Here is a 22,410-nt window from a genome sequence, read left to right as displayed (position 1 = left end):
TATTAAACTCCTTCTAACCCTAAGTGATAAATTCGGTTGTTTTCGTAGCCGCGCTGGTTTTCGCTACAGCTGTTTTTACATTCATCGTCATCGCTTACAGGTTCTGATGGCAGTATTTGATACTCAATTTCAAATTGCGGATATTCGCTGGCGCTATCAAGCGGGTGAGGGCAGGTGTGAAACAGCACTAACGTGTCCATTTCAAAGCGTAGTTCTATATAATCGCCGGCTTTTGAATGCCCACTTTGATAGTTTAAGTCGCCGCTATCACTGGCAATTACTTTGCTAAATAGATTCAGGTTAGCGGCCAGGTCTTGTTTAGTTAGTCCGTATTTAGCCGCTTCAACTAAAAATGCATCTAAGCCATTTTGCTTGAAGTTATTACGTTCGTTTTGGTAGTCGCGCTTGCCCCATTTTTTTTCAACTGATTGAGCGTTACTGTTGCCGCTTAAGGTATCGTGCCAACCGAGCGTGTCGTCGGTAATCGCGCAAAAAACACGTGCCATATCTGAATATAAACAATGGCCTTGGGTTAATTTAAAGGTGTGTTGGCACTTTAGAGTGTCGGGGGCGTTGTAGCGCTCGAGTAAATTTTCGGGGTTGTAAAACAACATCCCTACATTTGCGCCACCAGTTTTATCAATTAACCGTAAGCTAGTACCGCGACGCATACGCATAGACCAGTGTTTACCTGAGGTTAAAGTATCTTGATACAAAATCATGCAGTGACTTCCTTTTTTGTAAATTGCTGAGCAAGTGAGTGGTTTTGAGCTTTGGTTTCGCTATTAAGCGGTAAATCGTAAGTAATTTGTGCTCCATACGCGTTAGGTGCTTGTGGGTCATGGCGTACTTTGTCAAATACCCATAAACGAGAACCCAGCTCAAAGCCTTCTTGAATGTCATGAGTAACCATAAATATGGTGAGGTTGTTTTCTTTCCATACTTTACGAATAAGCTGGTGCATGTCTTTTCGAATACCGGGGTCTAGTGCACCAAAGGGCTCATCGAGTAAGAGTATTTTTGGGGATTTCATTAATGCTTGGGCAATAGCCAAGCGCTGCTGCATGCCGCCCGATAATTCGTGTGGGTATTTATTAATAGCATGAGATAAACCTACTGCTTCCATAAATTTAAGCGCTTTTTGTTTTATCTCGCGTTTTTGTTTGCCAAAGCAGCGTCCTAAAAAACGACTGGCAGAAAACTCATCGGCAATCATTACGTTTTGCAAAGCAGTTAAATGCGAGAATACAGAGTACTTTTGAAATACAATGCCGCGCTCTTCACTTGGCTCGCTAGAAATAGGTTTGCCGTCTAAAAGTATTTCGCCTCGTGTTGCTTGCTCACTGCCCAATATCATTTTAAGCAGGGTGGTTTTACCGCACCCAGAAGCGCCCACCATAGAAACAAATTCACCTTGCTCTACGTTAAGCTGTAAACGCTCTAATATTTGTACATCAGCAAACGATTTCCACACTTTGTTTATTTGTAATAGGCTCATTTTCCAGCCTCCTGATGGTGATACCAAGGGAAGCAAAGTGATGATAATTTACGTAAGCTAAAGTCCATCAAAAAGGCAAGCGTAGTGATCCAAATTACATAAGGTAAAATGACATCCATCGACATATAGCGCCTTACTAAAAAGATGCGATAGCCCAGGCCTTCTTGCGCGGCGATGGCTTCAGCGGCAATTAAAAATAGCCATGCAGTGCCAAGCGATAAACGCACAGCAGCAATTAAGCGCGGCATTATTTGTGGTAAAACAACACGTATAGCAACCAGCCATGTGGAGGCGCCCAAGGTTTGGGCTTTTATTAAAATTTCGCTGGGCAATTGGCGAACATGGCCCTGAATATCGCGAATAATGACAGGGGCAGTGCCAATAATTATGAGCATTACTTTTGCAAGCTCTCCTAGGCCAAAACTAATAAATAAAATGGGTAAAATGGCCATTGGCGGTATAAGCGAAACAATAGTAATGAGCGGGGAAAAACCGGCTCTAAACGGCGGCAGCAGGCCCGATAACATGCCGATTAATAAACCTAGCCCCGCGCTAATTGTGATACCTAAACAAATACGATACACACTCGCAGCGGTGTCTTTCCAAAACAGGTAGTCGCCACTGCGTTTATCAGGGGTAAATGCAAAGCGCTCGACGGCATCGGCAATTTGCGTAAAGCTTGGCAGCAGTTTATCGTAAGGGTTAGCCTCAAGACGTTCGTTAGAAGCGCTAAAGTAAAGTAGCAACAAAATTACAAACGGCAAAAAAGCCAAAAATCCTTTCAGTGACCGCGAGGGTGCTAAGTTCATTAATTTTTTCATAGTGGGTTCGCTTTATAAGCTGTTGTTAACGGCCATTTCCATAAAGCTAGGGTCAAAACGCAGCTTTATATTTTGCGGGTTACCGACTACGCCACTCGGTGTTTCAATACCTATAAAGCCAGCGTCAGGTGCGCCATCTCCTAATAGGCCATGCTTAAATGAAAACTCAGCAACGTATTTCATGGTTTTGCTAAGGTGAGGGCTTTGCGTAAATTCCACCGCTTCTTTGGCTTTATAAAACATTTTGGTGCTGGCAAGTTGAGCTTGATAGCCGGCTAAATCAGTACCTGATGCTTCGGCCATGTGTGAAAGCGCATTTTGATCAGCACTCATTTTTTCCATGATCTCGTACCATGCGCCTACTAAGGCTTTACCTAGTTTTGGGTTTTCTTTTAAGGTTTGAGTGTTTACTACTAAAAGGTCGATGATTTCGCCAGGGATGTTTGATGAGTCGAATACTTTGCTAGCACTAGGTTGTTTTTCTATTTCAGAAAGTAGTGGGTTCCATGTAACAACAGAAGTTACATCTTCAGTTGTATAAGCGGCGACTAAGTCGGCATCTGAGGTATTAACTACATTTACGTCACGCTCTGTTAAGCCAATCGAGTCTAAACCGCGTGCTAATAAATAATGAGATACGCTTAGCTCAACGAGGTTAATTGTTTGGCCTTTAATTTGTTTTAAATCGGTTTTATCTTTCAAAACGATACCGTCGTTACCATTTGAAAAGTCGCCAACAATAAGCGCGGTACTATCTACAAAGCTAGCTGCCGGAATTGTTAACGCATCCATGTTGGTCATGGTGCATGCATCAAACTGGCCTGAGGTATATTGGTTAATCGATTCGATGTAATCGTTAATTTGTACTACATCAATTTCAATATCGTATTTATCGGCCCATTTTTTTACTATGCCTGAGCTGTCGCCATACTCCCATGGCATCCAGCCTACATAGATTGACCAACAAACAGAAAATTTATCTTTAGCGAGCGCATTTGAACTGCAGATTAAAGCGAGGACTAACGTAAGTGTTTTTATCGTTTTCATTTCGTATTCTCCAAGTTTTACACGGTTTTTGGGCGCAGGAGTTCCAAGCTAATTGAACCTCCCGGGCTTTTGTCCCGCCGTGTAACCCTTGCATACGCAAATATAAAAACTAAACACCTTTGGTGATTACTTGTTATATAGCTAGGTTGGCAACTCTCGGACCAGTCGTTCATTTTACTTCGTTAAGTACACATGAACCGGAACCCTAGTCGCCTGTTTAGCATTAAATTGTGCTGGTTCAAAAATCCTTGAACCCCTACACTTTTTAATAAGCATGAAGCTAGCCAATATTTAAATGTTGGTTTAAGTTAATGAAATTAAAGCGCTAAATTTATTTTTGTGTTTTTTTAAATTATAAAAGCGATGTGGAATGTTTTAATTTGGTGCGATATTTAAGTGCATTGAAATATATTGGTGCAATGGCACTGCTGAAAAAATTTACTCAGCAGTGCTTGTTATAATATGCGTAAAAATGCCACTAGGTCGGCTTGTTCTTGCTTGGTTAAATTAAGCTTTATAAGCAGGTCGGTGGTTTTAGGGAAGTGTGGGTCGTTTAGTTGGTTTTTTCGTGGTCTGGGCCTTACTCCTCTATGGTTATATAAGGCGACAATGCCGGCTAAATCGTCAAATAAGCCGTTATGCATCCACGGAAATGTTTGCATTAACCCTAATAGCGATGGGGTTCTAAATTGGCCAATATGCTCAGGGTTGTGGGTGGCATCGTAGCGGCCTTTATCTTCAAAACGGCGGCCGTAATAATGCAGCCCTGTGCCATGGAATTGGTTGTCGCTGAGTAGTGCGCCGTTATGGCAAGTCATGCATTTAGCTTTAGTTCTAAATAGGTGCAGGCCATTTAACTCACTATCACTTAGACTACTAACTGCTTGTTGTGGATTTTTATTAAGCTGTGTTAAAAAAGTTTTATAGCGGCTATTTGGCGCTGCTAATGTGCGTTCAAACGCAACTAAGGCTTTTGCCATTTGCTCGGTGGTTAACGTGTTGCTATTAAAAGCGCTTTGATTAAATGCACGGTAACTCTTATCTTTATTTACTCGGGCTAAAGCTATTTTTGGATCTAAGTCCATTTCAATCGGGTTTTCTATTGGCATAAGTGCTTGCTGCTCAGCGGTGCTTGCGCGTCCATCCCAAAAAAAATGTTGCCATTGATCAATACCAAAAATAGCGGGGGTGTTACGTGTGCCTACTTGCTCGTCAATGCCTATGGCAGTTGTACGGCCATCATGAAAGCCTTTGTCGCGTTCATGGCAGGTAGCGCAGCTAACGGTATTATTACGTGAAAGCTGCACATCATGAAAAAGCTTATCGCCTAGTGCAACATGCTCCGGTTTAGGCGATGCTACAGGCAAAAGCGACATGGGCTCAACGTTTCTTCCGTCACTAGTTTGAATAGCAGGCCAATGAGCTTGGCCTTTGCTATAAAGTGAGCGTAAATCGTTACTACTTGTTGATTTGGCGTTTAAGCTAAATGAGCACAGTAAAAAAATGCTTAATAACCTAATCATAGTTATAGCTAACTCCTACCCAAAACATACGCCCGGGCTCAATACCTGATGCTCCTTCGTTTACTGTGTAAGTGCGGGCATTTAATAAATTAGAAATATCCGCTCTTATGTCAATAGATTGGGTTTTTGTGAGGTTATGGCTATAGCGTAAACTGAGCCCTAGCATGGTTCTGGCGCGTATTTCTTGCTCTTCGTATACATCAACTAAGCTTGATTCTACAGGACAACTTGTACAGCTTTGCTCAAGCCCAATACTTTCGCTAGCCCCGGTACTTACCGCGCTGGTGTAGCTGTCACTGTAGGTAACATTTAAGCCTGTACTAAATGAGCTGTTCCAATCAACATTCCAGCCAAGCGCACCTGTCACTGGGGTGCCAAAGTTGGTGCGTATTTGCTCTAGCTGCCCAAGCGTTACAAGCTCGCCTTCGCCTTGTGCATTGAGATAATAAACGAGTTCATCAAGGGGGGTATTTTCTGCGCTAGCGCTGTATTCGTCGTTTGAAATTTTGTTTTCAGCGTAGGAGGCATTGGCCCATAAAGAGTGTTTACCAAACTGTGCACTCCACGAGATAGAGTAGCGCTCTGAGCTGCCATCACCCTCGTTAGTCATATAAATGTATTTATAGCCATCACTAGCTGCTTCTTCATCGGTAACCTGAGAAAATTGCTGATGCTTTTTACGTTTTACATATTTGAGCGATATATTGCCTGCTTTTTCAAATGAATGCGCAATGCCTAATGCGAGTTCGTCATCGTAGGGGGTATTTACATCATCAAAGCGGTATTTAAACGCGCCGGTGTAGTTAGACGGTAGCCACCCTTGAAGGTAGCCGTTTTCAATTGGGCGGTACTCTCGGTATGAAAAACGCTGCTGCTCTTTTACTTTATAACCAATAATGGCTGAGTCGTAATAGCGGTTAACCCCTGCGCTAATAATAGTGCGGTTGTTGTTAAATACATCGTAACCAAGGGATAGACGTGGCGCAATATTGTGATTAGCTAAAAAGTCATCGTATTCGTAGCGCATACCTAAATTTAAGCTTAATTGCCCTAAGGTGATGCTATCTGTTGCATAAAACGAGGCGCGATTTAACGCTACATTTATATACTCTGCTGGGGTTACTAAGCGGCCATTAAAATACTGCGCGGTGGCTGTTACATTGTTGCTGTACGCTGTTATGTGATCTTGGTTGTTAAAATCAATTTCGCCCCCTAGCTGCGCTGCAAGTTCGTCAATAGATATAGTGGTTTCAAGCGCTTGGCAGTCAAGTGTGTAACCACTGCAATTAAGTGGTGTACTAGCGCTAGACCATATAATAGGGGAGTCGTAGCTGTAGCTATTTTGTATGCGTTCGCGCTCTACTTCTTGGCGAATAAGCTCTATACCGGCCTTAATATTATGCTCAGTACCTGCTAATTCAAATGAATTGAAATTTAGCGTGTTTTTCCAGCTGGTGGTGTATTGGGTGTTATCTAAAGCGCCATAGCCTCCTTGGCGAGAGTAGCGCGTTTGCGCATCGCCTTGGTCGGCATATTGTCCCCAATCTTTGCCTTTAGCTTGCAGCCAGTTATAAAAGTGCGCAGGGCCTTCTCGGCTGCTATCACTCATACTAAAATTAAGGTTGCTGCGCCAGGTTGCAAAATCAAAGTGCTGGGTAAGTGATGCGACCGCGCCTACAGCGCCGCCTTCTAAATGGAAGTCGCTGTCTTTGGCGTCGGTTATAAAGTCATCTACTTCGTAAGGTGAATACATTAGAGTTAAATCTAATGCGTCTACCCAGCCATTGCGATAACCATATTTAACAATGGCATTTATGTTTTTACGGCTTTGCGTTTTGACTTCCCCTAACGACAAATCGCTGATGTCGCTGGTTAAGTAACTAACACTCATCATTACGCCATGGCGCTTATTAATTTGTTTATTAGCACGCAGGTTATAGCTGATTTTTTCATACTTGGGCGTTTCAAGTGTGCTTTGATCAACATTTTGCTGAGAGCTGTCTTGATCGGCTTCTATAAAGTGATAACTCCCCCAGCTACTTTGATTACCCCGCACACCAAAGCTAAAACTGTCATTGGTAAATACGCTTTTGGTTTTACTATCAACAATGCCACCCGAAAAGCCACCAAACTCAGCCGGAATGTTATGGTCGTACACTGTGATTGATTCAACTACATCGGAGTTTACATTCATGCTTTGCACGCCGCCCGATACATCGTTTGATGAAGAGCTTAAGCGGCTACTACTACCCGGGTCTATGCGGTTATTGTAGTTTAGTCCATCTAACGAAAAGCCAGTTTGCCATGGCTGCGCGCCTGAGATTGATATTTCTGGTGCGCTGATTTCTGCCAAACTACCAATAGAGTAAGCCTCGTTGCTTAGCTGTACACCAGGGAGCAATGCAATAAGCTCGTTTATATCGCCGTTGCCTTTAGGTGTGGCATTTATAAAGTCACGATTTAAGTAAGAACGCCCAATAACTTCGGGTACTTCTATGCCTATGTACTGGCCTTTTACTTCAATGTGCTCAAGTGCTTCACAACGCTCTTTTTGCTCATTTTTAAGGTCGTTACATGGCTGTGTTTTTGGTTCGGTCTGCTGTTGCTGCTCTGCGGCGTATACACCCTGAGAAAGCAAAAGCAGACACGCGAGGGTAGTCGGTGTCTGCATTTATTACGGCTCTTAGTTAAATACCTAGTGGGGTAGTGTCTTCGCTATCAATTACGCCATCGTTATCGGCGTCTTGGTCGGCAATTAATCCAGCTAAGGCTATATCTTCATCGCTGGTGTTAGGTAAAAAGAAGTTAGGTAAGCCGTCGTGGTCAGTATCTACGCTGGCAATAGCTATGCCTTTAAAGTCATCACGAGAGGCGACTAAGTTGGTCATGCCTATGTAAAGCTCAAGCTGATCGGCTTCGCCATTAACGCCATTATTTATTAAGCTTTGTGCTTTAGTGGTATCGTTAATTAGCGTAAAACTGTTTACTAAATCTTCCATGTTGTCGGCAATAATTGTATCGACAAAGTTTAAAATAAGAGGCTCAAGCGTATTTAAAAGCGTGCTAGCTTGTGTTTTTGCATTGCTATAGTTTGCTGAAAAATCGCTAATATTCGCCGCGTTAGTGCCCATACTTGAAAGCATAGAATAACGTTCAAATTCACCTGTTTGAGCTTCTTCTAAGCCAATTACTTCGGCTTTAACAGCGGCTAAAATAGTTTCTAGCTGATCGCTTGTTAATGCATTTAGCTCAGGGGTTATTTCAGTAATAGCATCATTTAAAGTGGTACTTGCCAGTGATGTTTGGTTTGCATTAACTAAGTAACCTAAGGTTTCTAAGCGGGCTTCAAACCTATCTTCGGTATCTTCATCTAGGGCAATGTAGCTAAGTAGTTGATTGTGTACACCAGCTACTTGCTCCGATAAGCCGCCTTTAATAAGCGATACTATTACTTGATTATGAGCTGTAATTGATGAGGTATTACTTAGCGTACGTATATCGCCTGCATTGAGCGTATTAAGCATGGTTAAGCACTTATTAGCGGCATTTACTGTATCACCACCGACTTGCGCAGTTAAATCAACTAACAATTTACAGCCCTTGGAACCGGTTAAAAGCGTGGTTGATGATTCTTTGCTTATGTAGTCATTCGAGGCTATAAAGTCGCCAGCATAGGTAAATACTTGCTGTGCTAGGTCGTTTCTGCCAGCTTCACTTAAAATTAGGCCTGTGCCAGGGACGTTATCAAGCGATGTTAGCGCTCTAAAAAATTCGTTGTAATCACCATTTTCTGTAAAAAAGCTGCGAGCTTGAGCTGCGGCACTCGTTATATCTTCACCACCAAGCAGGCGATTAGCTATATTAAAACCATACACTTGCTCTTGCGCGTTGTTTATATCGGTTTCGCTGTCTGATAGCGTTATTGCTGGATTTTCGTCGCTTTGGTAAAGGCCTTCAATTAAGCCTGCTAAAAATTGAATAGGGTAAGTGTAGTTATCTAAAGTAGCGGCGCTATAAGGCGATGCAGAGTAAGCGTAGTTACTATCAAAACCCGTTGAACCATACATGGCAAGTACTTGGTTAGTATAGTCTTTTGCCGCTTCAAATTCGCCAGCTCTATAAAGGTATTGCGCAGCCCATGCACCATGTAGCGTTTTGTATTGCTCGTATGGTTGGCCTTCGTATTCGCCGCTACGTACTAGCCTGTAACCTGTTTTTACTGCAAGTTGCGCGTAGTTATTAGCAAGCAATTTGGCTTGCGTTAAATCGCTTTCATCTAGGCTTTTCGCATAGCTTTGTAGGGCGTCATCTATTGATAAGCGTACGCCATTTAAAAAGTAGCCATAGCTTGAGGTGTATTCGTCTTCGCGTACTTGCTCTGCGTATAATGAAATTGTATTTAACAAATTACTTGCTTGCGAAACTTGATCAGCAGCTAAATAGCTTTTTACTAAAGAATAAAGCGCTGATGCGTCTGATGAGGCAATGTTATCAAAGCCTTTATCAGCTAAGTATTGGTTGTAGGCCGCCACCGCTTGGTCACGGTAATCGTTTGCTTGTTCTGTTTGGCCTATTTCGTCTAGTGCTTGTGCCACATCTTTTAGTGCTGAAGAACGCGCTGTTTGCTCGTTTATAAGCGCTAAATAGTCGTTAGCAGTATCTAAAAATCCTGCACGTGCATAGGCCGCAGCTTGGGTTGCGTATACCTCATATCGAGAAAGTTCATCGGCAATATTTGCGCTCAACTCGTCGGCTTGTTTTAAGTGCGACAGACTAGAACTGTAATAATAATTAAGTTTATCTTCGTTAGTTACATAAGACGGGCTTAGTGAAATAATTGCAGTTAACGGCTCGCTAATTAGGCCATCTGTGTAGCTAATTTCAAATTGCTCATCAATGCTGCTTAGAGATTGAGCCTCATAGGTAAATTCACCCGTGGTGCTATTTATGCTCATTACGCCATTACTCGGTGGTGTTATTAAGCTAATAGTTACGGTGTCGCCATCTAAGTCTTGTGTAGTAATAACCCCTTGAGTGGTGGTTGAAGAGGTAACAAATACATTAGTAGTTAGTAGCTGCGGGGCATCATTAACATTTTCTACGCTAAAACGTATCACTACATTTGCCGTTAAGCTGCCATCGCTTGCGCTAATGGTTGCTGTGTCTTCTCCAAAATAATTACTAAATGGTGTGTAGGTAAATTCACCGTTTGCTTCAACTGCTATGATGCCATTGCTTGGTGCATTAGCAAGCGTATAGCTTAAGGCGTCATCGTCGGTGGCTGTTACTTGGCCTGAAAAAGTGGTGTCTTCGTTTACAGTAAAACTTAAATTAGGTTGAGAAAACTGTGGAGCAGTATTACCCGAGCCACCGCCACAACCTGCCAACGCAAGCGCGCATAATATTGGGGTAAATTTAATTAGCTTGTTCATTATTGTTAATATTAAAAGTTAATGATGTTGCGAATGATAACGCATATCAATTAGATTTTAAAGCGTGTAAAGTATTTGTCATATTAATAGTGAGTATCCACAAAGTACTTATAAGGCAGCTAAAACACAAAACCCTGCTATTAACAGGGCTTTATTGTGAGTAAAAATGAGATTAGTAAAGAGGAGGATGGTTGTTAGTTTAAGTCGCTAATAATAAGCAGCGGAAAGTTTTTAACTGAACGAGGTTGCCAATTATTATAGCTAATATTGCTAATTCCAAAATAGTTAAGCACCTTAGGTGAGTACGTCCAGCCACGTGCTCGTTGCTTTATGGCGGCGCTGCGTAAACTGGGTTTTAGCCCTACCGTGAGTAGGTCGTGATTTACATTTAGCTTTGTGTAAAAGGCTTTTTCGCGCAAGCTTGCTTTAGCAATTACCTCATCGTAATGGGCGCGTAATGCCTGCCACTTTTTGCTTTTTTGTGGCTCTTTTAAGTGCTTTACCATGGCATCAATATCACTATCTAACCATTTAGCTGAGGCTGCATCCCCATGCCAGCCAATAATCGTATTGGGCTCAATTGTAGTAGGGTGCCCAGCAAGCAACACATAATTAGCACACGACGAAAAGCAAAACTGCTTTATGTTTACCGTTAGCTTATGCGCCAAAATTAACTCGGCTAAGTCCATCCCTAAATCTATGTTTCCGCCGCCGCTGGTAATCGTAAATGTATTAATTGTAGGGTTAGTTTTTAAAAGCTCAGCTGCCGTATTGTTATTTTGTTTGTTGATTTGGCCACTGTATATAATGGTTTTATCACTTAAGGTTACTTGAGCCTGCAATAACGTGGGGAGTATTAAAAAAAGGGTAAAAATTAATTTATGCATATGAGTTTTAAGTGAGTATTTTTGCCAAAGGCTACGTAATTTGGCTAAACGAGGCAAATACTAATTTGTCTAAAGTAAGTTAACCCCTTTTAACCCATCCTTAACCCTTGCCCTAATACACTGTGTGTAATGATGTAAATTAGGCACAGTTAAATGGTTTATTTTAAAAAGCGCTCATTGGTTTTATTGCTTGCACTTAGCTGCACGCTTGCTGCGTGTAGTAGCCAGCCAAGCTATACAGGTAATAGCACCGAGCAATCGCTAAAGCAGCATGCAAATTGGCAATACACACAAGATGATGCAACCGAGGTAAGTTATATCACTGATTTAGTGAATATAGCGGGGCTTGATTCGCTTATTAACCAAGCCGTTGCAAATAACCCTTCGTTTAACCAGGTGCATGTGGCGCTAAAACTTGCTTATGCGCAGCGCGATGTTACCGCAGCAAGCCAGTGGTTTAGTGTAGATGCCGATTTTGACGCTCAGCGCAATGAAACAACTGGCACACAGTACAGCTCATCGCTAGGGGTTAGCTGGGAGGCCGACGTATGGCAAAAAATTGCTGATAACGTAGCCGCGCAAGACATGACCATAGCTAGTAATCAGGCCACTTACCAAGGCGCTAAAGACACCTTAGTAGCCAGCGTGATGCGCACGTATTTAAACATTATTTTGCAGCAAGATTTACTTAACATTGAGCAGCAGCGCTTAACGGTTTTAGAAAATAACGAGCAAAGCATTGTTGAGCGTTACCAATACGGCTTAGGTGATTTAGAAGCCCTTGATACCGCGCGTACAAATACCGCCTCTACCCGAGCCACTATTGCCGATTATCAAGAACAAATAGCGCAAGCTAAACGTGCTTTAGTATTATTAGTGGGCGTTGATAAACTTGAAAACTTACCTACTACCTCTGTTTTACCTGAGGTTATTGAGCCGCTAAGCGCGTTACCAGAGCAAGATTTAGCGCGTCGCCCCGATTTACAAAGTGCCTATTACAATATTCAATCTAAACGTTATTTAGTGGATGTAGCTTACAAAGATTTACTGCCAAGCATTACGCTTTCGGCATCGCTTAGCGATTTAGCAGCTACACCCAGCCAAGCATTATTAACCAGCCCAGTTTGGAACTTATTAGGCACTTTAAGTGCGCCATTGTTTCAAGGCGGGGCACTTCGAGCACAAGTTGATATTGCAAAATTAAATGCCGAACAGGCGTTTTGGGAATACCAAGACACGCTACTTAGCGCCGTAAACGAAGTAGAAAACGCACTAGGTCAAGAGCAATCATTAACACAGCAGCAGCTACAAATTAGTAAAGCACTTGCCAGTGCTAAGCGCAGTTATAGCAACTACCAAAGCAAATACCAGCAAGGTTTGGTTGATATTTTAGACCTACTCACTGTGCAGCAGCAGGTGTACGACCTACAAGCTCAGCTTAGCCAAATAAATTACACCCTTTTAACTAACCGTATAGATTTAGGCCTTGCCTTGGGCCTTGGAGTATCGTCATGAAAATTTCGCCAGTACCTGTTGTTGTAACTCTTGTTGCCATTGTTTGTATAGGGCTTGCTATTTCATATAACGGCCAAAAAATGGCGCAGCAAGCAAATGGCCCAAAGCCAGAGCCGGCTAAATCTGTGGCACCCAATGTATCGGTTATTAACGCTGTGCCAAGTACGTATCAAGCCTATGTTAGCGGCCACGGTGAGGCTAAAGCACACTGGGCGCTTAGCTTAAAAGCGCAAGTTAAGGGCGAAATAACCAATATGAGCGAGCAATTTGCTACCGGTAATGTAGTTAAAAAAGGCCAAGTGCTTGCACAAATAGATAACACCGAATACTTACAAGCAGTCGCGAGCGCTAAAGCCACATTAGCAGATGCCAAACTCGCCCTACAAGAAGAGCAAGACTTAGGAAACCAAGCAAAGCGTGAATGGCAGCGCTCGGGTGTAACGCAAGCACCAAGCTCGCCTTTAGTATTTAGAACGCTACAGCTAGAAGCCGCCCAAGCAACGGCCGATAACGCCCAATACGCACTACAAACTGCGCAGCGTGATGAAAAAAACACCCATATAAGTGCCCCGTTTGATGCTGTTATTTTATCGCGCGATGTAGATTTAGGCACTTACGTAAGCATCGGCGATACACTGGCTACATTAAACAGCACCGACAAAGTAGAAATTAGCGTACCGCTTTCATTAAGCCAATGGCAAAACCTGGCAAGTGATAAGTCGGGGGAGGTTATTTTAAGTGATGTAACAACACAGAATCAGTGGCAAGGTTACATTGCTCGTTTTGAGCAGCATCTTGACGATAGTTCACGCCAGCGCAGTGTAGTGGTTGCGCTAGACAAACCTTTTGAGCAAGCTACACCATTGCTACCAGGTACATTTTTAGCGGTACAAATTGCCGGCAAAGCGCTTAACAACGTAATTAAATTACCCGCCTCAGCAGTATCGCAAGAAGGCTTAATTTGGTACGTAAACGAGCAAAACATGCTAATGAGCATTCAAGCGCAAAAACTATTTGAGCGCGGTGATTACGTTTATATCTCTCCTATTGAAGGACACACTAATTTACGTGTGGTGGCTCGCCCACTCGTAAGCTACTTAAACGATATGTTAGTAAACCCAATTGTTGAGGAGATGCCATAATGAGCCCGCATCAAGCACCGCAACTACCTAATAATACTAACCCTTTGCACGGCATTATTAGCTGGTTTGCTAACAACTCAGTGGCCGCCAATTTATTACTCATTAGCGTAATAGTTATGGGCATAATGTCGCTTTCTACTTTGCGTAAAGAGGCGTTTCCAAGCCTTGAGCCAGATACTATTTCAGTATCGGTGGTTTACGACAGTGGCGATGCCTTACAAGCAGAAGAAGGCATCGCCCTAAAAGTAGAAGAAGCCCTTGAAACCGTACCGGGTATTAAGCGCATTACCTCTACATCTGATGCCAGCGGCAGCCATGTAAGCATTGAGAAAAAAACCGATTACTCGCTTGATGAGCTACTCACCGATGTTAAAAACCAAGTTGATGCCATAAATAACTTTCCGGCAGATGCCGAAGAGCCGGTGATCGACAAAGCGCGCAGGCAAGATCACGCATTAACCTTACAATTGTTTGGTGATGCCGACCGCCATACGTTGCAAAACCTAGGTGAAAAACTAAAAGCCGATTTATTAGCTAAATCGGGCATTAGCGATGTAGAGCAATCGGGCGTGCTTGACCCTATGATGTCGGTAGAAATCGACGAAGGCAAACTACAAGCCTACGGCTTAACTATTAGTGATGTAAGTGAGGTGATTAACAACGAATCATCGAGCCCGCTTTCTACTAGTTTGCGCGATAGCAATAAAATTATGCGCCTAAAAGCGGCAGAACAAGCTTACTGGCAGCGCGACTTTGCCAATATTGTGTTACGTACAACGCAATCAGGCACACAAATTAAATTAGGTGATGTAGCAACCGTTACCGACACATTCGCAGAAGATACCAACTCACTAAGTCGTTATAACCAACAAAATGCCGTAGGCATTGAAATTTTAATGGATGAAAATAGCGATATAACCACCATAGTTGAGCAAGCACAAAGCGTAATTGATACATGGCACGAGCGCGGCTTATTACCGCAAAATGTAGAGCTTGAAAGCTGGCACGACAAAAGCACTATGATCACCGAGCGCCTATCGCTGCTTACTAAAAATGCCGTAACCGGTATTATTATGGTGTTTGTTATTTTAGCGATATTTTTAAATGTACGCGTTGCGCTATGGGTTGCAGGTGGCTTGCCATTTGTATTTTTTGGCACACTGTACTTTATGACCGACAGCTACACCGCGCTGACCATAAATGAAATGACCACCTTTGGTTTTATTATGGCACTGGGGATCGTGGTCGACGATGCCGTGGTTGTGGGGGAGAGTATTTACACCACTCGCAAAAAACACGGCGACACCCTTAATAACACGATTTTAGGCACCATGAAGGTGGCTGTACCCACCATATTTGGCGTATTAACCACGGTAGCTGCGTTTGTTGCGCTTTCGAATGTATCTGGCAATTTAGGTAAAATTTACTCTCAGTTTGCGACCGTAGTGACGATTTGTTTACTGCTTTCGGTTGTTGAATCAAAACTTATTTTACCGTCGCATTTAGCCCACGTAAGCACTAAACGCCAGTTGAAATCGGGCCTTAGTGGCTTGTGGTCAAAGGTGCAGCACGGCGCCGACAGCGGCCTAACTTGGTTTAGCGATAAAGTGTACCGCCGCGTTATTGAATACTCGTTACGCTTTAGGTACGCCATTGTTGCTGCATTTGTGGCCTTTTTTATTCTGGTTGTTGGTATGCCTATGACCGGTGCAGTAAAAGTAGGTTTTTTCCCAAGTATTGCCGGCGACACCGTAACCGCAGAGCTTGTTATGCAAAACGATGCAGCGTATGGGCAAACTAATAAAAACTTGTTAGCGCTTGAGCAAAGTGCACTACAAGCCCAGCAAAATTTAATGGATAAGTTTGACTCGCAAGAGAGCGAAATAACGAGCTTACAATTAGTGAGCAGTAGCGATACTAGCGGTACGGTAAGTGTTGAGCTATTAAACGAGGGCGACTTTACAGCAAGCGAATTTGCACAAGAATGGCAGCGCCTTGCCGGTATGCCAGAGGGCAGCAAAAAACTACAAGTATTGGCTACACGTAAAATGGTCGATAACTTTAAAGTAGAATTAAAAGCCTGGGATGACGAAACCGTAATGGCCGCAGGCGCACTGTTTAAAGAGCGCTTACAAAATACTGCTGGTGTTAATGGCATAGACGATAATTTAAACCCAGGTCAGCCACAGCTTAAATTTACCTTAAACGCACAAGGGCGCGCCTTAGGTATGGATACGGCGAGCCTATCAGAGCAGGTTTTACAAGCTTTTGGTGGAGCAATTGTACAGCGTTACCAGCGCGATAAAGACGAAGTAAAAGTACGTGTGCGTTACCCAGAAAACGCCCGTAAAACACCAGCCGATATAATGCAATCGCGTATTAGGTTACCCGATGACACCGTAGTACCTTTGGTTAACGTAGCCAATATAAGTAGCGAATATCAGCAAGATGAAATAACCCGCATTGATGGCCTACGTGCAATTTACTTAAGCGCACAAGTAGATAAAAACATTGTGGCATCTAACGAATTAGTTGCTAACTTAAGCCGCGACTTAGTACCTGAGCTTAACGCGCAATTTCCTAACTTAAGTATTCACTTTGCCGGAGAAGCCGAAGAGCAAGACGAAACAACAGGCTCAATGGCCACTATGTTTATAGCCGCGTTATTAGTTATTTACGTATTGCTGGCGATTCCGCTTAAATCGTACATTCAACCTATGTTGATTATGGTGGCGATTCCCTTTGGTATTGTGGGGGCTATTTTAGGCCATTGGTGGAACGACTTAACCATCAGCATACTTTCTTTAAATGGTATTTTGGCGCTCAGTGGGGTGGTTGTAAACGACAGCCTATTATTGGTATCGCGCTTTAACGAGCTGGTAAAAGGTGAAGGCATGAGCACGCACGATGCCATTGTAGAGTCGTGTACAAGCCGCCTGCGCGCGGTAATGCTTACCTCAATTACAACCTATGCGGGCTTAGTGCCGTTATTAAGCGAAACCTCAATGCAGGCACAGTTTTTAATCCCTGCTGCGGCATCACTTGGTTATGGTATTTTGTTTGCCACGGTTATTACGTTAATCCTTATTCCGGCATTATTAATGATTCAAATAGACATTAAGCGCTTACTTGCCAATGTGTTAGACTTTTTAAGTGGTAAACGCACCCAAGGAGCTGCCTCTTAATGATAAACGTACTACTGGTTGAAGACGACATAGACCTGGCAACAACAATTGTTGATTACCTCGATATAGAAGACATTGAGTGTGACCATGCAAGCAACGGCGTTTTGGGCTTAAATTTACTGCAAATTAATGATTATCAAATGATTATTTTAGATGTAAACATGCCCAAAATGGACGGCTTAACAATGTGCAAAACATTGCGTGAACAAGGTAAAGATATTCCGGTATTAATGTTGACCGCACGCGATAGCCTCGATAATAAACTTGAGGGCTTTGCCGCCGGTAGCGACGACTATTTAGTAAAACCCTTCGCCATGAAAGAGTTAGTAGCGCGGGTACAAGTGCTGGCAAAGCGCAAAAGTGGTGAGGCAAAACGCCTCACCTTAGCTAATTTAAATTTAGATTTAGCAAAGCGCAGTGCCGATGTAGAGGGGCAAACATTAAAGTTATCGCCCATTGCATTTAAATTGCTAGAAACCTTAGTACGCCATGCGCCGCAGCCTGTTACGCGCAGTAGCATTATGCAAGCTATATGGGGCGAAGAGCAGCCCGACAGCAACAGTTTAAAAGTACATGTGCATCATTTACGTAAGCAATTAGAAGCCACCACACACCAAGTTACACTTGAAACCATTCCTAGTGTTGGCTTTGCAATAACAGCAAATGAAGGGCAACCACAATGAAAATAAGGCCTAGCTTAAGGCTCTACTTTTTTGCCAGTATGGTGGTGCTTAGCTCTGCTATGGCCATTGGCTTTTCGTTTTTAAGTGTAAATTACTTTATTGATGGGCTAGATAAAGGCTTAAACGGGGTTATGTTAAAGCTTTCGCAAACCACAGAAGTAAAGCCAGGGGAAACAAAAGAGCTGGTGGGCTTTAATATTGCAAGCCGCTGGGAAGACATGCCTGCGTCAATTCAGCAGCGTTTTAAAAAACCAACAGAGGTGGGGCTTTTACATAAAACAAAAGACAGGCCATCGATGTTTTCTATGCCGCAAAATTTATTTTTTGTGGTGTATTATCCAAACCCCGAAGGCGAGCCGCGTTATATATCGCGCATTATGCTCGAAAAAGACAAACCCCAATTGCTCGCTAATATAGAGCCCGAACAACGTATGCTATGGATTGCCATTACAGGCATTGCGGCCATTGTATTATTTGCGTTTTTTTTGTTTATGGTAATGAAAAAAATAGCCAAGCCAGTGGAGTCGTTAAGGGGCTGGGCTAAATCGTTAAACCAAACTAATCTGCAGCAAACACCGCCCGATTTTACATATAACGAACTAAACACTTTAGCCACATTAATACGCAGTAGCTTACTTTCGGCGAATGAAAGCGTAGAGCGCGAGCAGCGCTTTTTAAGCTATGCCAGCCACGAGCTGCGTACGCCAATTTCGGTTATTCGCAGTAACGTTGAGCTACTCAATCGGCTGAGCGAAAAAGCCCCGTTAAGTGATAAACAACAGCTTACACTTGAGCGTATAGAGCGCGCCGGTTTAACCATGAGCGATTTAACCGATACGTTATTATGGCTAAGCCGCAACGAAGATCAGCAAAGTAGTCCAGAACCTGTAAACCTTAGTGATAAAATAACGACCCTGAGTAACGAGCTTAATTACCTGCTTAATGCTAAGCACGTTGAGGTGGTTTTAAACACCCAGCAAGAGAGTGTTATTACCACCGATGCTACTGCGTGCCACATTGTACTGACTAATTTAATTCGTAATGCCTACCAACATACCCAATTTGGCGAAGTACACATTACGCAGCAAGGCAGCAAAGTGACTATTGTTAATTGTAGTAAGCAAGACGAGGCCCCTAAAGCGAGCTCGCCTTTAGCAAAACACGCCAGCATAGGGTACGGACTAGGCCTGCAATTAAGCGAAAAAATAATTAAACGCCACGGCTGGGTTTACGATGTAAACGACATGCCAGGGCGCTATGAAGTGGTGGTCGATTTTAGTTAGTTAATTGGTTAATTAGGTTTCAAGTATTAATAACCGCGCTAAGGCTTTTTTTAAAGTGTTAGCGCGGTTTTTTATGTGAAATTAAACATTTGATTGAATAGTATGCGATAGTGGAGTGTGAAACTGGGAATGGGAAATTGCTCTATAGTAATCAGGGCAATCCAGTACAAACTAGTTGCGATTATTGAATGTTTTATTTTAGGAGATGTATGCAGATACTTTTAGTTTTTATATTACTTTGCCCATTTTGGGTATGTAGTGCTGAAAACATATCGCTTGTTATTTCTGAAAATGTACTGAGCTCAGATGAAGCAAAAAAATTACACATTCATCGACTAGTTGATGGAAATAGTGAAAATTTGGACGATAGCTGGATAATACTAATGTATCCCGAAGTTGATCAGCAAGGCCAACCAATATCTGAGTTATGCATAAGTATTAATAGTGGTCCAAAGAAGTTAGCTTCGTTGTGTGCTGCTATAAACAAGTCTGAAATTAGCGGGTTTAATCGTTCTGATTTTGAAATAGGGGAAAGTGTTTCTGTTTCAGCTGATTTTACATATGGTGCGGCTAGTTATACTTTACAAAATGTTTTATTACTTGAAAGCGAAGACTATGAGTCATTCAAAGAGCGATATAACAAACGCGGCGACCCAGAGAATGATTAATAGTCATATATTTAGCAAACAATACAAAAAACGATACCAACATATTTAGTGTTGGATAACATGGAGTGTTTATTTTTATGTTCAAAATTATAATTATTTTAATATCAATTATTTCTTTTAATGCCTTGGCAGCAGAAGAAGTGAAGCTTGGAGTTGTAGGGAACGTTGGGGCGGATGGCTTTTTTAGCCCAAAAGTAATGTCATTTATTATTGAAAACATAAAGCCTAATTCACCCGCTGAAAAAGCAGGGATTGTTGCAGGGCAAAAAATTATTTCTATAGAAGGCTGTAAAATTCCGGGCTGCCCTGCCAGTAAAGCAAAAAATTAATGCGAAAGGAGTCAGGGGACATCTTACAGTTAGTTTTAGAAAATGAGGATGGTAGCCAAGTTCCTTTAGAGGTTCCTATGAATGCTTGGTAAGACTAATGAGCTTTAAGCGCCGTTAATTGTCGGACGGTGCTGCGCTTCCGACCTACGTTTTAAAACGGTTTAAAAGTCTATTAAAAAAGCGGCTTAACGTAGTAAACGTTAGCCGCTTTTTTGTGATTACTGATAGGATAATACTTGTAAATGATTACTCGGCTGCAGCTTGTTTGGTTTTTCTAAACATAAACTCAAGGGGAATGTGTAAGCGTTTTGCCCACGCGTTTTCGGTGTGATCTTCCCCCGGGAAATACTGGCTTTGCCATAGCTTTGCTGGGTATTGTTGCGCCATAAATAAATCATCAATTTGCGCTTGTAGCTTAGGGTACATGGCATCTAAACTGCTGTCGCCATAATCAAAATACACTTTTTGGTTACTCAGCTTTTCGATGTTGTTGGCAATGTAATTTTTAAACTCGGCAAATACTTCGTCGTCGTGGCTAAAAATACCCGGCCAGTGGGTCGACATACAAATAGCACCTGCAAATTCGTTAGGGTAATTAAGTAGTGTATACCACGATATAAGCCCACCCATGCTAGAGCCACCAATATAGCGGTGCCGCGCGCCTTTATTTACGTTGTAGTTAGACTCTATGTAAGGAATAACTTCTTTAACTAAAAAGCGTGAGTAGTTGTCTGAGTACACCTTAGAGGCAAATAATTTGTGGCCTGGGTATTTTTCTAACTGGTATAGGGCGTTTTGCTTTTGCTTGCTTAAGGCCTCAAACGGTTGCTGTGGGTAGTATTCGCTGTGGCGGTTTTCAACGGCGTTTGGAATGCCTACCACAATAAATGGGCGTACTTTGCCTTGCTCTATTAATGAGCCGGCTACTTCATCTACGCGCCATTCTTGCTTGTTCCATGTGCTATTGGCATCAAACAGCATGCGGCCATCGTGCATGTAAAGTACATCGTAGGTGGTGTTTTTGTTGTAACCTGGCGGTAGCCATACATTTAAAAAACGGTTTTTTACAAACTGTGATTCTATATTGTCGATCACCTCAATGTGGCCCTTGCTTACTTGCACTGTGGGCGTATTTGCATAGCTGGTATGCACTACAAATATTGATAAGCTAAACAGTAAAGCAACTAATTTCATGGTGGCGCCTTAGCATACAAAAAGTGCACTATCACAAGCTTGCGTTGTTAATTCAATGTGAATACGTATGCACTTGTATTTAAGCTATAAATGCATACACATACAATTTATAAATCGCTGCGCCAGCCCATGCCCGACTCTTCCATAAGGCGCTCGTATACGCCCTCAATATTAAGTGGCAGCCATGCTTTATATTGCTTTAAATCTGAAAATTCATCGAGCTTAACGTTTTGTTTTATTTGCTCTAGGCTTTGCCCTGCAAGTGCGCCTGCGGTTACTTGGCTGTAAAGCTTCTCTATATAGCGTAAGTAACGTGCTACATCGGCTTTATTACCCATATCGGCATGGCCGCCCACAAAGGTATTAAAGTCGTAATTTAATACCGCTTGGGTTGAATTAATCATACCTTGAATATCGTAGCTCCACAGTTTTTGCCATGGCATTCTGCCAATGACTATCCAATCGACTACAAATAGTGTTTTTTGTTTTTCGAACAGCATACTTACTGAGCCTCGGCCATCGTTAGGGCCGTGGTAGTTAAGTTTTAAGGTTGAGCCGCCAAGGGTAAGTATTAGTTCGTCATCAAAGGTAAGGTTAGGGGTAACCGTTTTTATTTTTGTGTTTTTAATATCTTGCGCGGTAAGTTTGTGCGCAACAAAGGTTGTGTGCTGGCTTTTAAATACCTCTGCGCCGTAAATATGGTCGCTGTGATTATGGCTATATACAACATATTTTACCGGTACGTTATAGCGAGTTTTAATTTGCTCCTTTAACCACGTGGCAGCTTTTTTATTAAGTGGGTCGGTAACTATTGCACCTTGTGGAGTGATTAAAAATACCGAGCGGTGTCTGTCGTCAATAAAGCGGTGGAGGCCATCGCCTAAATCTTCAATTTCGTAACTTTGCGCCATAAAACCTGTAAATAGTAGGCTGGTGGCAAGTAGTGTTTGTATTAAGCGAAGCATGCACAATCCTGTTTAATGTTCTAAGGGTCTGTTGACCTTTGCGGATTAAAATTTGTTCAAACTAGGGGCTATTTAATCGCGGCGCGAGGTTTGTAACCTAGTAGGCTAAGTAAAAGCCGAGCAAAGCTTCCGCGTCCTGCTCACGCCCTTTACCTACATCCATGTAGGCAACAAAGAGTAAATAGCCCCTAGGAAGAACCCTTTGGGCAGCGCCTGTTTGGCATTAATGCTACGTTAT

At 42.6% G+C, this 22,410-nt stretch carries 17 protein-coding genes and 1 riboswitch; of the genes, 7 read left to right on the top strand and 10 right to left on the bottom strand.

Going from position 1 to position 22,410, the window contains the following annotated elements:
• Nucleotides 1-2: 2 nt before the first annotated feature.
• From CWC04_RS05695 to CWC04_RS05660, 8 genes are all read right to left on the bottom strand, one after another.
• Nucleotides 3-722: an urea amidolyase associated protein UAAP1 gene (locus CWC04_RS05695; protein ID WP_031289807.1), complete on the bottom strand. Its 720-nt coding sequence runs from the start codon at nt 720-722 to the stop codon at nt 3-5.
• A complete protein-coding gene (locus tag CWC04_RS05690) occupies nt 719-1,498 on the bottom strand; it encodes an ABC transporter ATP-binding protein (RefSeq protein WP_024033241.1) in 780 nt (259 codons plus the stop codon). Before CWC04_RS05690 ends, CWC04_RS05695 begins: the two co-directional genes overlap by 4 nt.
• A complete protein-coding gene (locus tag CWC04_RS05685) occupies nt 1,495-2,262 on the bottom strand; it encodes an ABC transporter permease (protein ID WP_249326054.1) in 768 nt (255 codons plus the stop codon). The genes CWC04_RS05690 and CWC04_RS05685 overlap by 4 nt, the downstream gene beginning before the upstream one ends.
• 69 nt (nt 2,263-2,331) lie before the next feature.
• Nucleotides 2,332-3,366: a putative urea ABC transporter substrate-binding protein gene (locus tag CWC04_RS05680; RefSeq protein WP_138684865.1), complete on the bottom strand. Its 1,035-nt coding sequence runs from the start codon at nt 3,364-3,366 to the stop codon at nt 2,332-2,334.
• Between the two features lie 56 nt (nt 3,367-3,422).
• A riboswitch (guanidine-I (ykkC/yxkD leader) is annotated at nt 3,423-3,586 on the bottom strand.
• Between the two features lie 235 nt (nt 3,587-3,821).
• Nucleotides 3,822-4,889, bottom strand: a complete 1,068-nt coding sequence (locus CWC04_RS05675) for a cytochrome-c peroxidase (RefSeq protein WP_138684864.1) — start codon at nt 4,887-4,889, stop codon at nt 3,822-3,824.
• A complete protein-coding gene (locus tag CWC04_RS05670) occupies nt 4,882-7,560 on the bottom strand; it encodes a TonB-dependent receptor (RefSeq protein ID WP_138684863.1) in 2,679 nt (892 codons plus the stop codon). Before CWC04_RS05670 ends, CWC04_RS05675 begins: the two co-directional genes overlap by 8 nt.
• 16 nt (nt 7,561-7,576) lie before the next feature.
• Entirely contained in the window at nt 7,577-10,321 is a 2,745-nt protein-coding gene (locus CWC04_RS05665; protein WP_138684862.1) for an Ig-like domain-containing protein, read from the bottom strand.
• Nucleotides 10,322-10,515: 194 nt separating this feature from the next.
• Nucleotides 10,516-11,208, bottom strand: coding sequence for a hypothetical protein (locus CWC04_RS05660; protein ID WP_249326052.1), 693 nt, complete (start codon nt 11,206-11,208; stop codon nt 10,516-10,518).
• 153 nt (nt 11,209-11,361) lie between these two features.
• On the opposite strand from CWC04_RS05660, the gene CWC04_RS05655 reads away from it, so the two are divergent.
• From CWC04_RS05655 to CWC04_RS05625, 7 genes are all read left to right on the top strand, one after another.
• Nucleotides 11,362-12,723, top strand: coding sequence for a TolC family protein (locus CWC04_RS05655; RefSeq protein ID WP_138684860.1), 1,362 nt, complete (start codon nt 11,362-11,364; stop codon nt 12,721-12,723).
• Complete coding sequence (locus CWC04_RS05650) at nt 12,720-13,865, top strand: efflux RND transporter periplasmic adaptor subunit (protein ID WP_138684859.1); 1,146 nt, start codon at nt 12,720-12,722, stop codon at nt 13,863-13,865. The genes CWC04_RS05655 and CWC04_RS05650 overlap by 4 nt, the downstream gene beginning before the upstream one ends.
• A complete protein-coding gene (locus tag CWC04_RS05645; protein WP_138684858.1) occupies nt 13,865-17,050 on the top strand; it encodes an efflux RND transporter permease subunit in 3,186 nt (1,061 codons plus the stop codon). The genes CWC04_RS05650 and CWC04_RS05645 overlap by 1 nt, the downstream gene beginning before the upstream one ends.
• Nucleotides 17,050-17,733: a response regulator transcription factor gene (locus tag CWC04_RS05640; protein ID WP_029772931.1), complete on the top strand. Its 684-nt coding sequence runs from the start codon at nt 17,050-17,052 to the stop codon at nt 17,731-17,733. Before CWC04_RS05645 ends, CWC04_RS05640 begins: the two co-directional genes overlap by 1 nt.
• Complete coding sequence (locus tag CWC04_RS05635; RefSeq protein ID WP_138684857.1) at nt 17,730-19,016, top strand: sensor histidine kinase; 1,287 nt, start codon at nt 17,730-17,732, stop codon at nt 19,014-19,016. The genes CWC04_RS05640 and CWC04_RS05635 overlap by 4 nt, the downstream gene beginning before the upstream one ends.
• Nucleotides 19,017-19,225: 209 nt before the next feature.
• A complete protein-coding gene (locus CWC04_RS05630; RefSeq protein ID WP_138684856.1) occupies nt 19,226-19,684 on the top strand; it encodes a hypothetical protein in 459 nt (152 codons plus the stop codon).
• 65 nt (nt 19,685-19,749) lie between these two features.
• On the top strand, nt 19,750-20,013 hold the full coding sequence (locus tag CWC04_RS05625; protein WP_138684855.1) for a PDZ domain-containing protein: 264 nt from the start codon (nt 19,750-19,752) through the stop codon (nt 20,011-20,013).
• A gap of 246 nt (nt 20,014-20,259) precedes the next feature.
• Here the strand turns inward: CWC04_RS05625 and CWC04_RS05620 are convergent, their stop codons facing one another.
• On the bottom strand, nt 20,260-21,207 hold the full coding sequence (locus tag CWC04_RS05620; RefSeq protein WP_138684854.1) for an alpha/beta hydrolase: 948 nt from the start codon (nt 21,205-21,207) through the stop codon (nt 20,260-20,262).
• 107 nt (nt 21,208-21,314) lie between these two features.
• Complete coding sequence (locus CWC04_RS05615; RefSeq protein ID WP_138684853.1) at nt 21,315-22,172, bottom strand: MBL fold metallo-hydrolase; 858 nt, start codon at nt 22,170-22,172, stop codon at nt 21,315-21,317.
• Between the last annotated feature and the right edge of the window lie 238 nt (nt 22,173-22,410).

Source organism: Pseudoalteromonas sp. S2893 (assembly GCF_005887105.1).
Taxonomy (GTDB): domain Bacteria; phylum Pseudomonadota; class Gammaproteobacteria; order Enterobacterales; family Alteromonadaceae; genus Pseudoalteromonas; species Pseudoalteromonas atlantica.
This window is presented reverse-complemented; position numbering and strand designations above follow the sequence as displayed.

Bases quoted from the DNA above. Each gene is read 5' to 3' on its own strand.
- CWC04_RS05695 (WP_031289807.1), bottom strand. From the start codon at position 722: ATGATTTTGTATCAAGATACTTTAACCTCAGGTAAACACTGGTCTATG.
- CWC04_RS05690 (WP_024033241.1), bottom strand. From the start codon at position 1,498: ATGAGCCTATTACAAATAAACAAAGTGTGGAAATCGTTTGCTGATGTA.
- CWC04_RS05680 (WP_138684865.1), bottom strand. From the start codon at position 3,366: ATGAAAACGATAAAAACACTTACGTTAGTCCTCGCTTTAATCTGCAGT.
- CWC04_RS05675 (WP_138684864.1), bottom strand. From the start codon at position 4,889: ATGATTAGGTTATTAAGCATTTTTTTACTGTGCTCATTTAGCTTAAAC.
- CWC04_RS05670 (WP_138684863.1), bottom strand. From the start codon at position 7,560: ATGCAGACACCGACTACCCTCGCGTGTCTGCTTTTGCTTTCTCAGGGT.
- CWC04_RS05665 (WP_138684862.1), bottom strand. From the start codon at position 10,321: ATGAACAAGCTAATTAAATTTACCCCAATATTATGCGCGCTTGCGTTG.
- CWC04_RS05660 (WP_249326052.1), bottom strand. From the start codon at position 11,208: ATGCATAAATTAATTTTTACCCTTTTTTTAATACTCCCCACGTTATTG.
- CWC04_RS05655 (WP_138684860.1), top strand. From the start codon at position 11,362: ATGGTTTATTTTAAAAAGCGCTCATTGGTTTTATTGCTTGCACTTAGC.
- CWC04_RS05650 (WP_138684859.1), top strand. From the start codon at position 12,720: ATGAAAATTTCGCCAGTACCTGTTGTTGTAACTCTTGTTGCCATTGTT.
- CWC04_RS05645 (WP_138684858.1), top strand. From the start codon at position 13,865: ATGAGCCCGCATCAAGCACCGCAACTACCTAATAATACTAACCCTTTG.
- CWC04_RS05640 (WP_029772931.1), top strand. From the start codon at position 17,050: ATGATAAACGTACTACTGGTTGAAGACGACATAGACCTGGCAACAACA.
- CWC04_RS05635 (WP_138684857.1), top strand. From the start codon at position 17,730: ATGAAAATAAGGCCTAGCTTAAGGCTCTACTTTTTTGCCAGTATGGTG.
- CWC04_RS05630 (WP_138684856.1), top strand. From the start codon at position 19,226: ATGCAGATACTTTTAGTTTTTATATTACTTTGCCCATTTTGGGTATGT.
- CWC04_RS05620 (WP_138684854.1), bottom strand. From the start codon at position 21,207: ATGAAATTAGTTGCTTTACTGTTTAGCTTATCAATATTTGTAGTGCAT.
- CWC04_RS05615 (WP_138684853.1), bottom strand. From the start codon at position 22,172: ATGCTTCGCTTAATACAAACACTACTTGCCACCAGCCTACTATTTACA.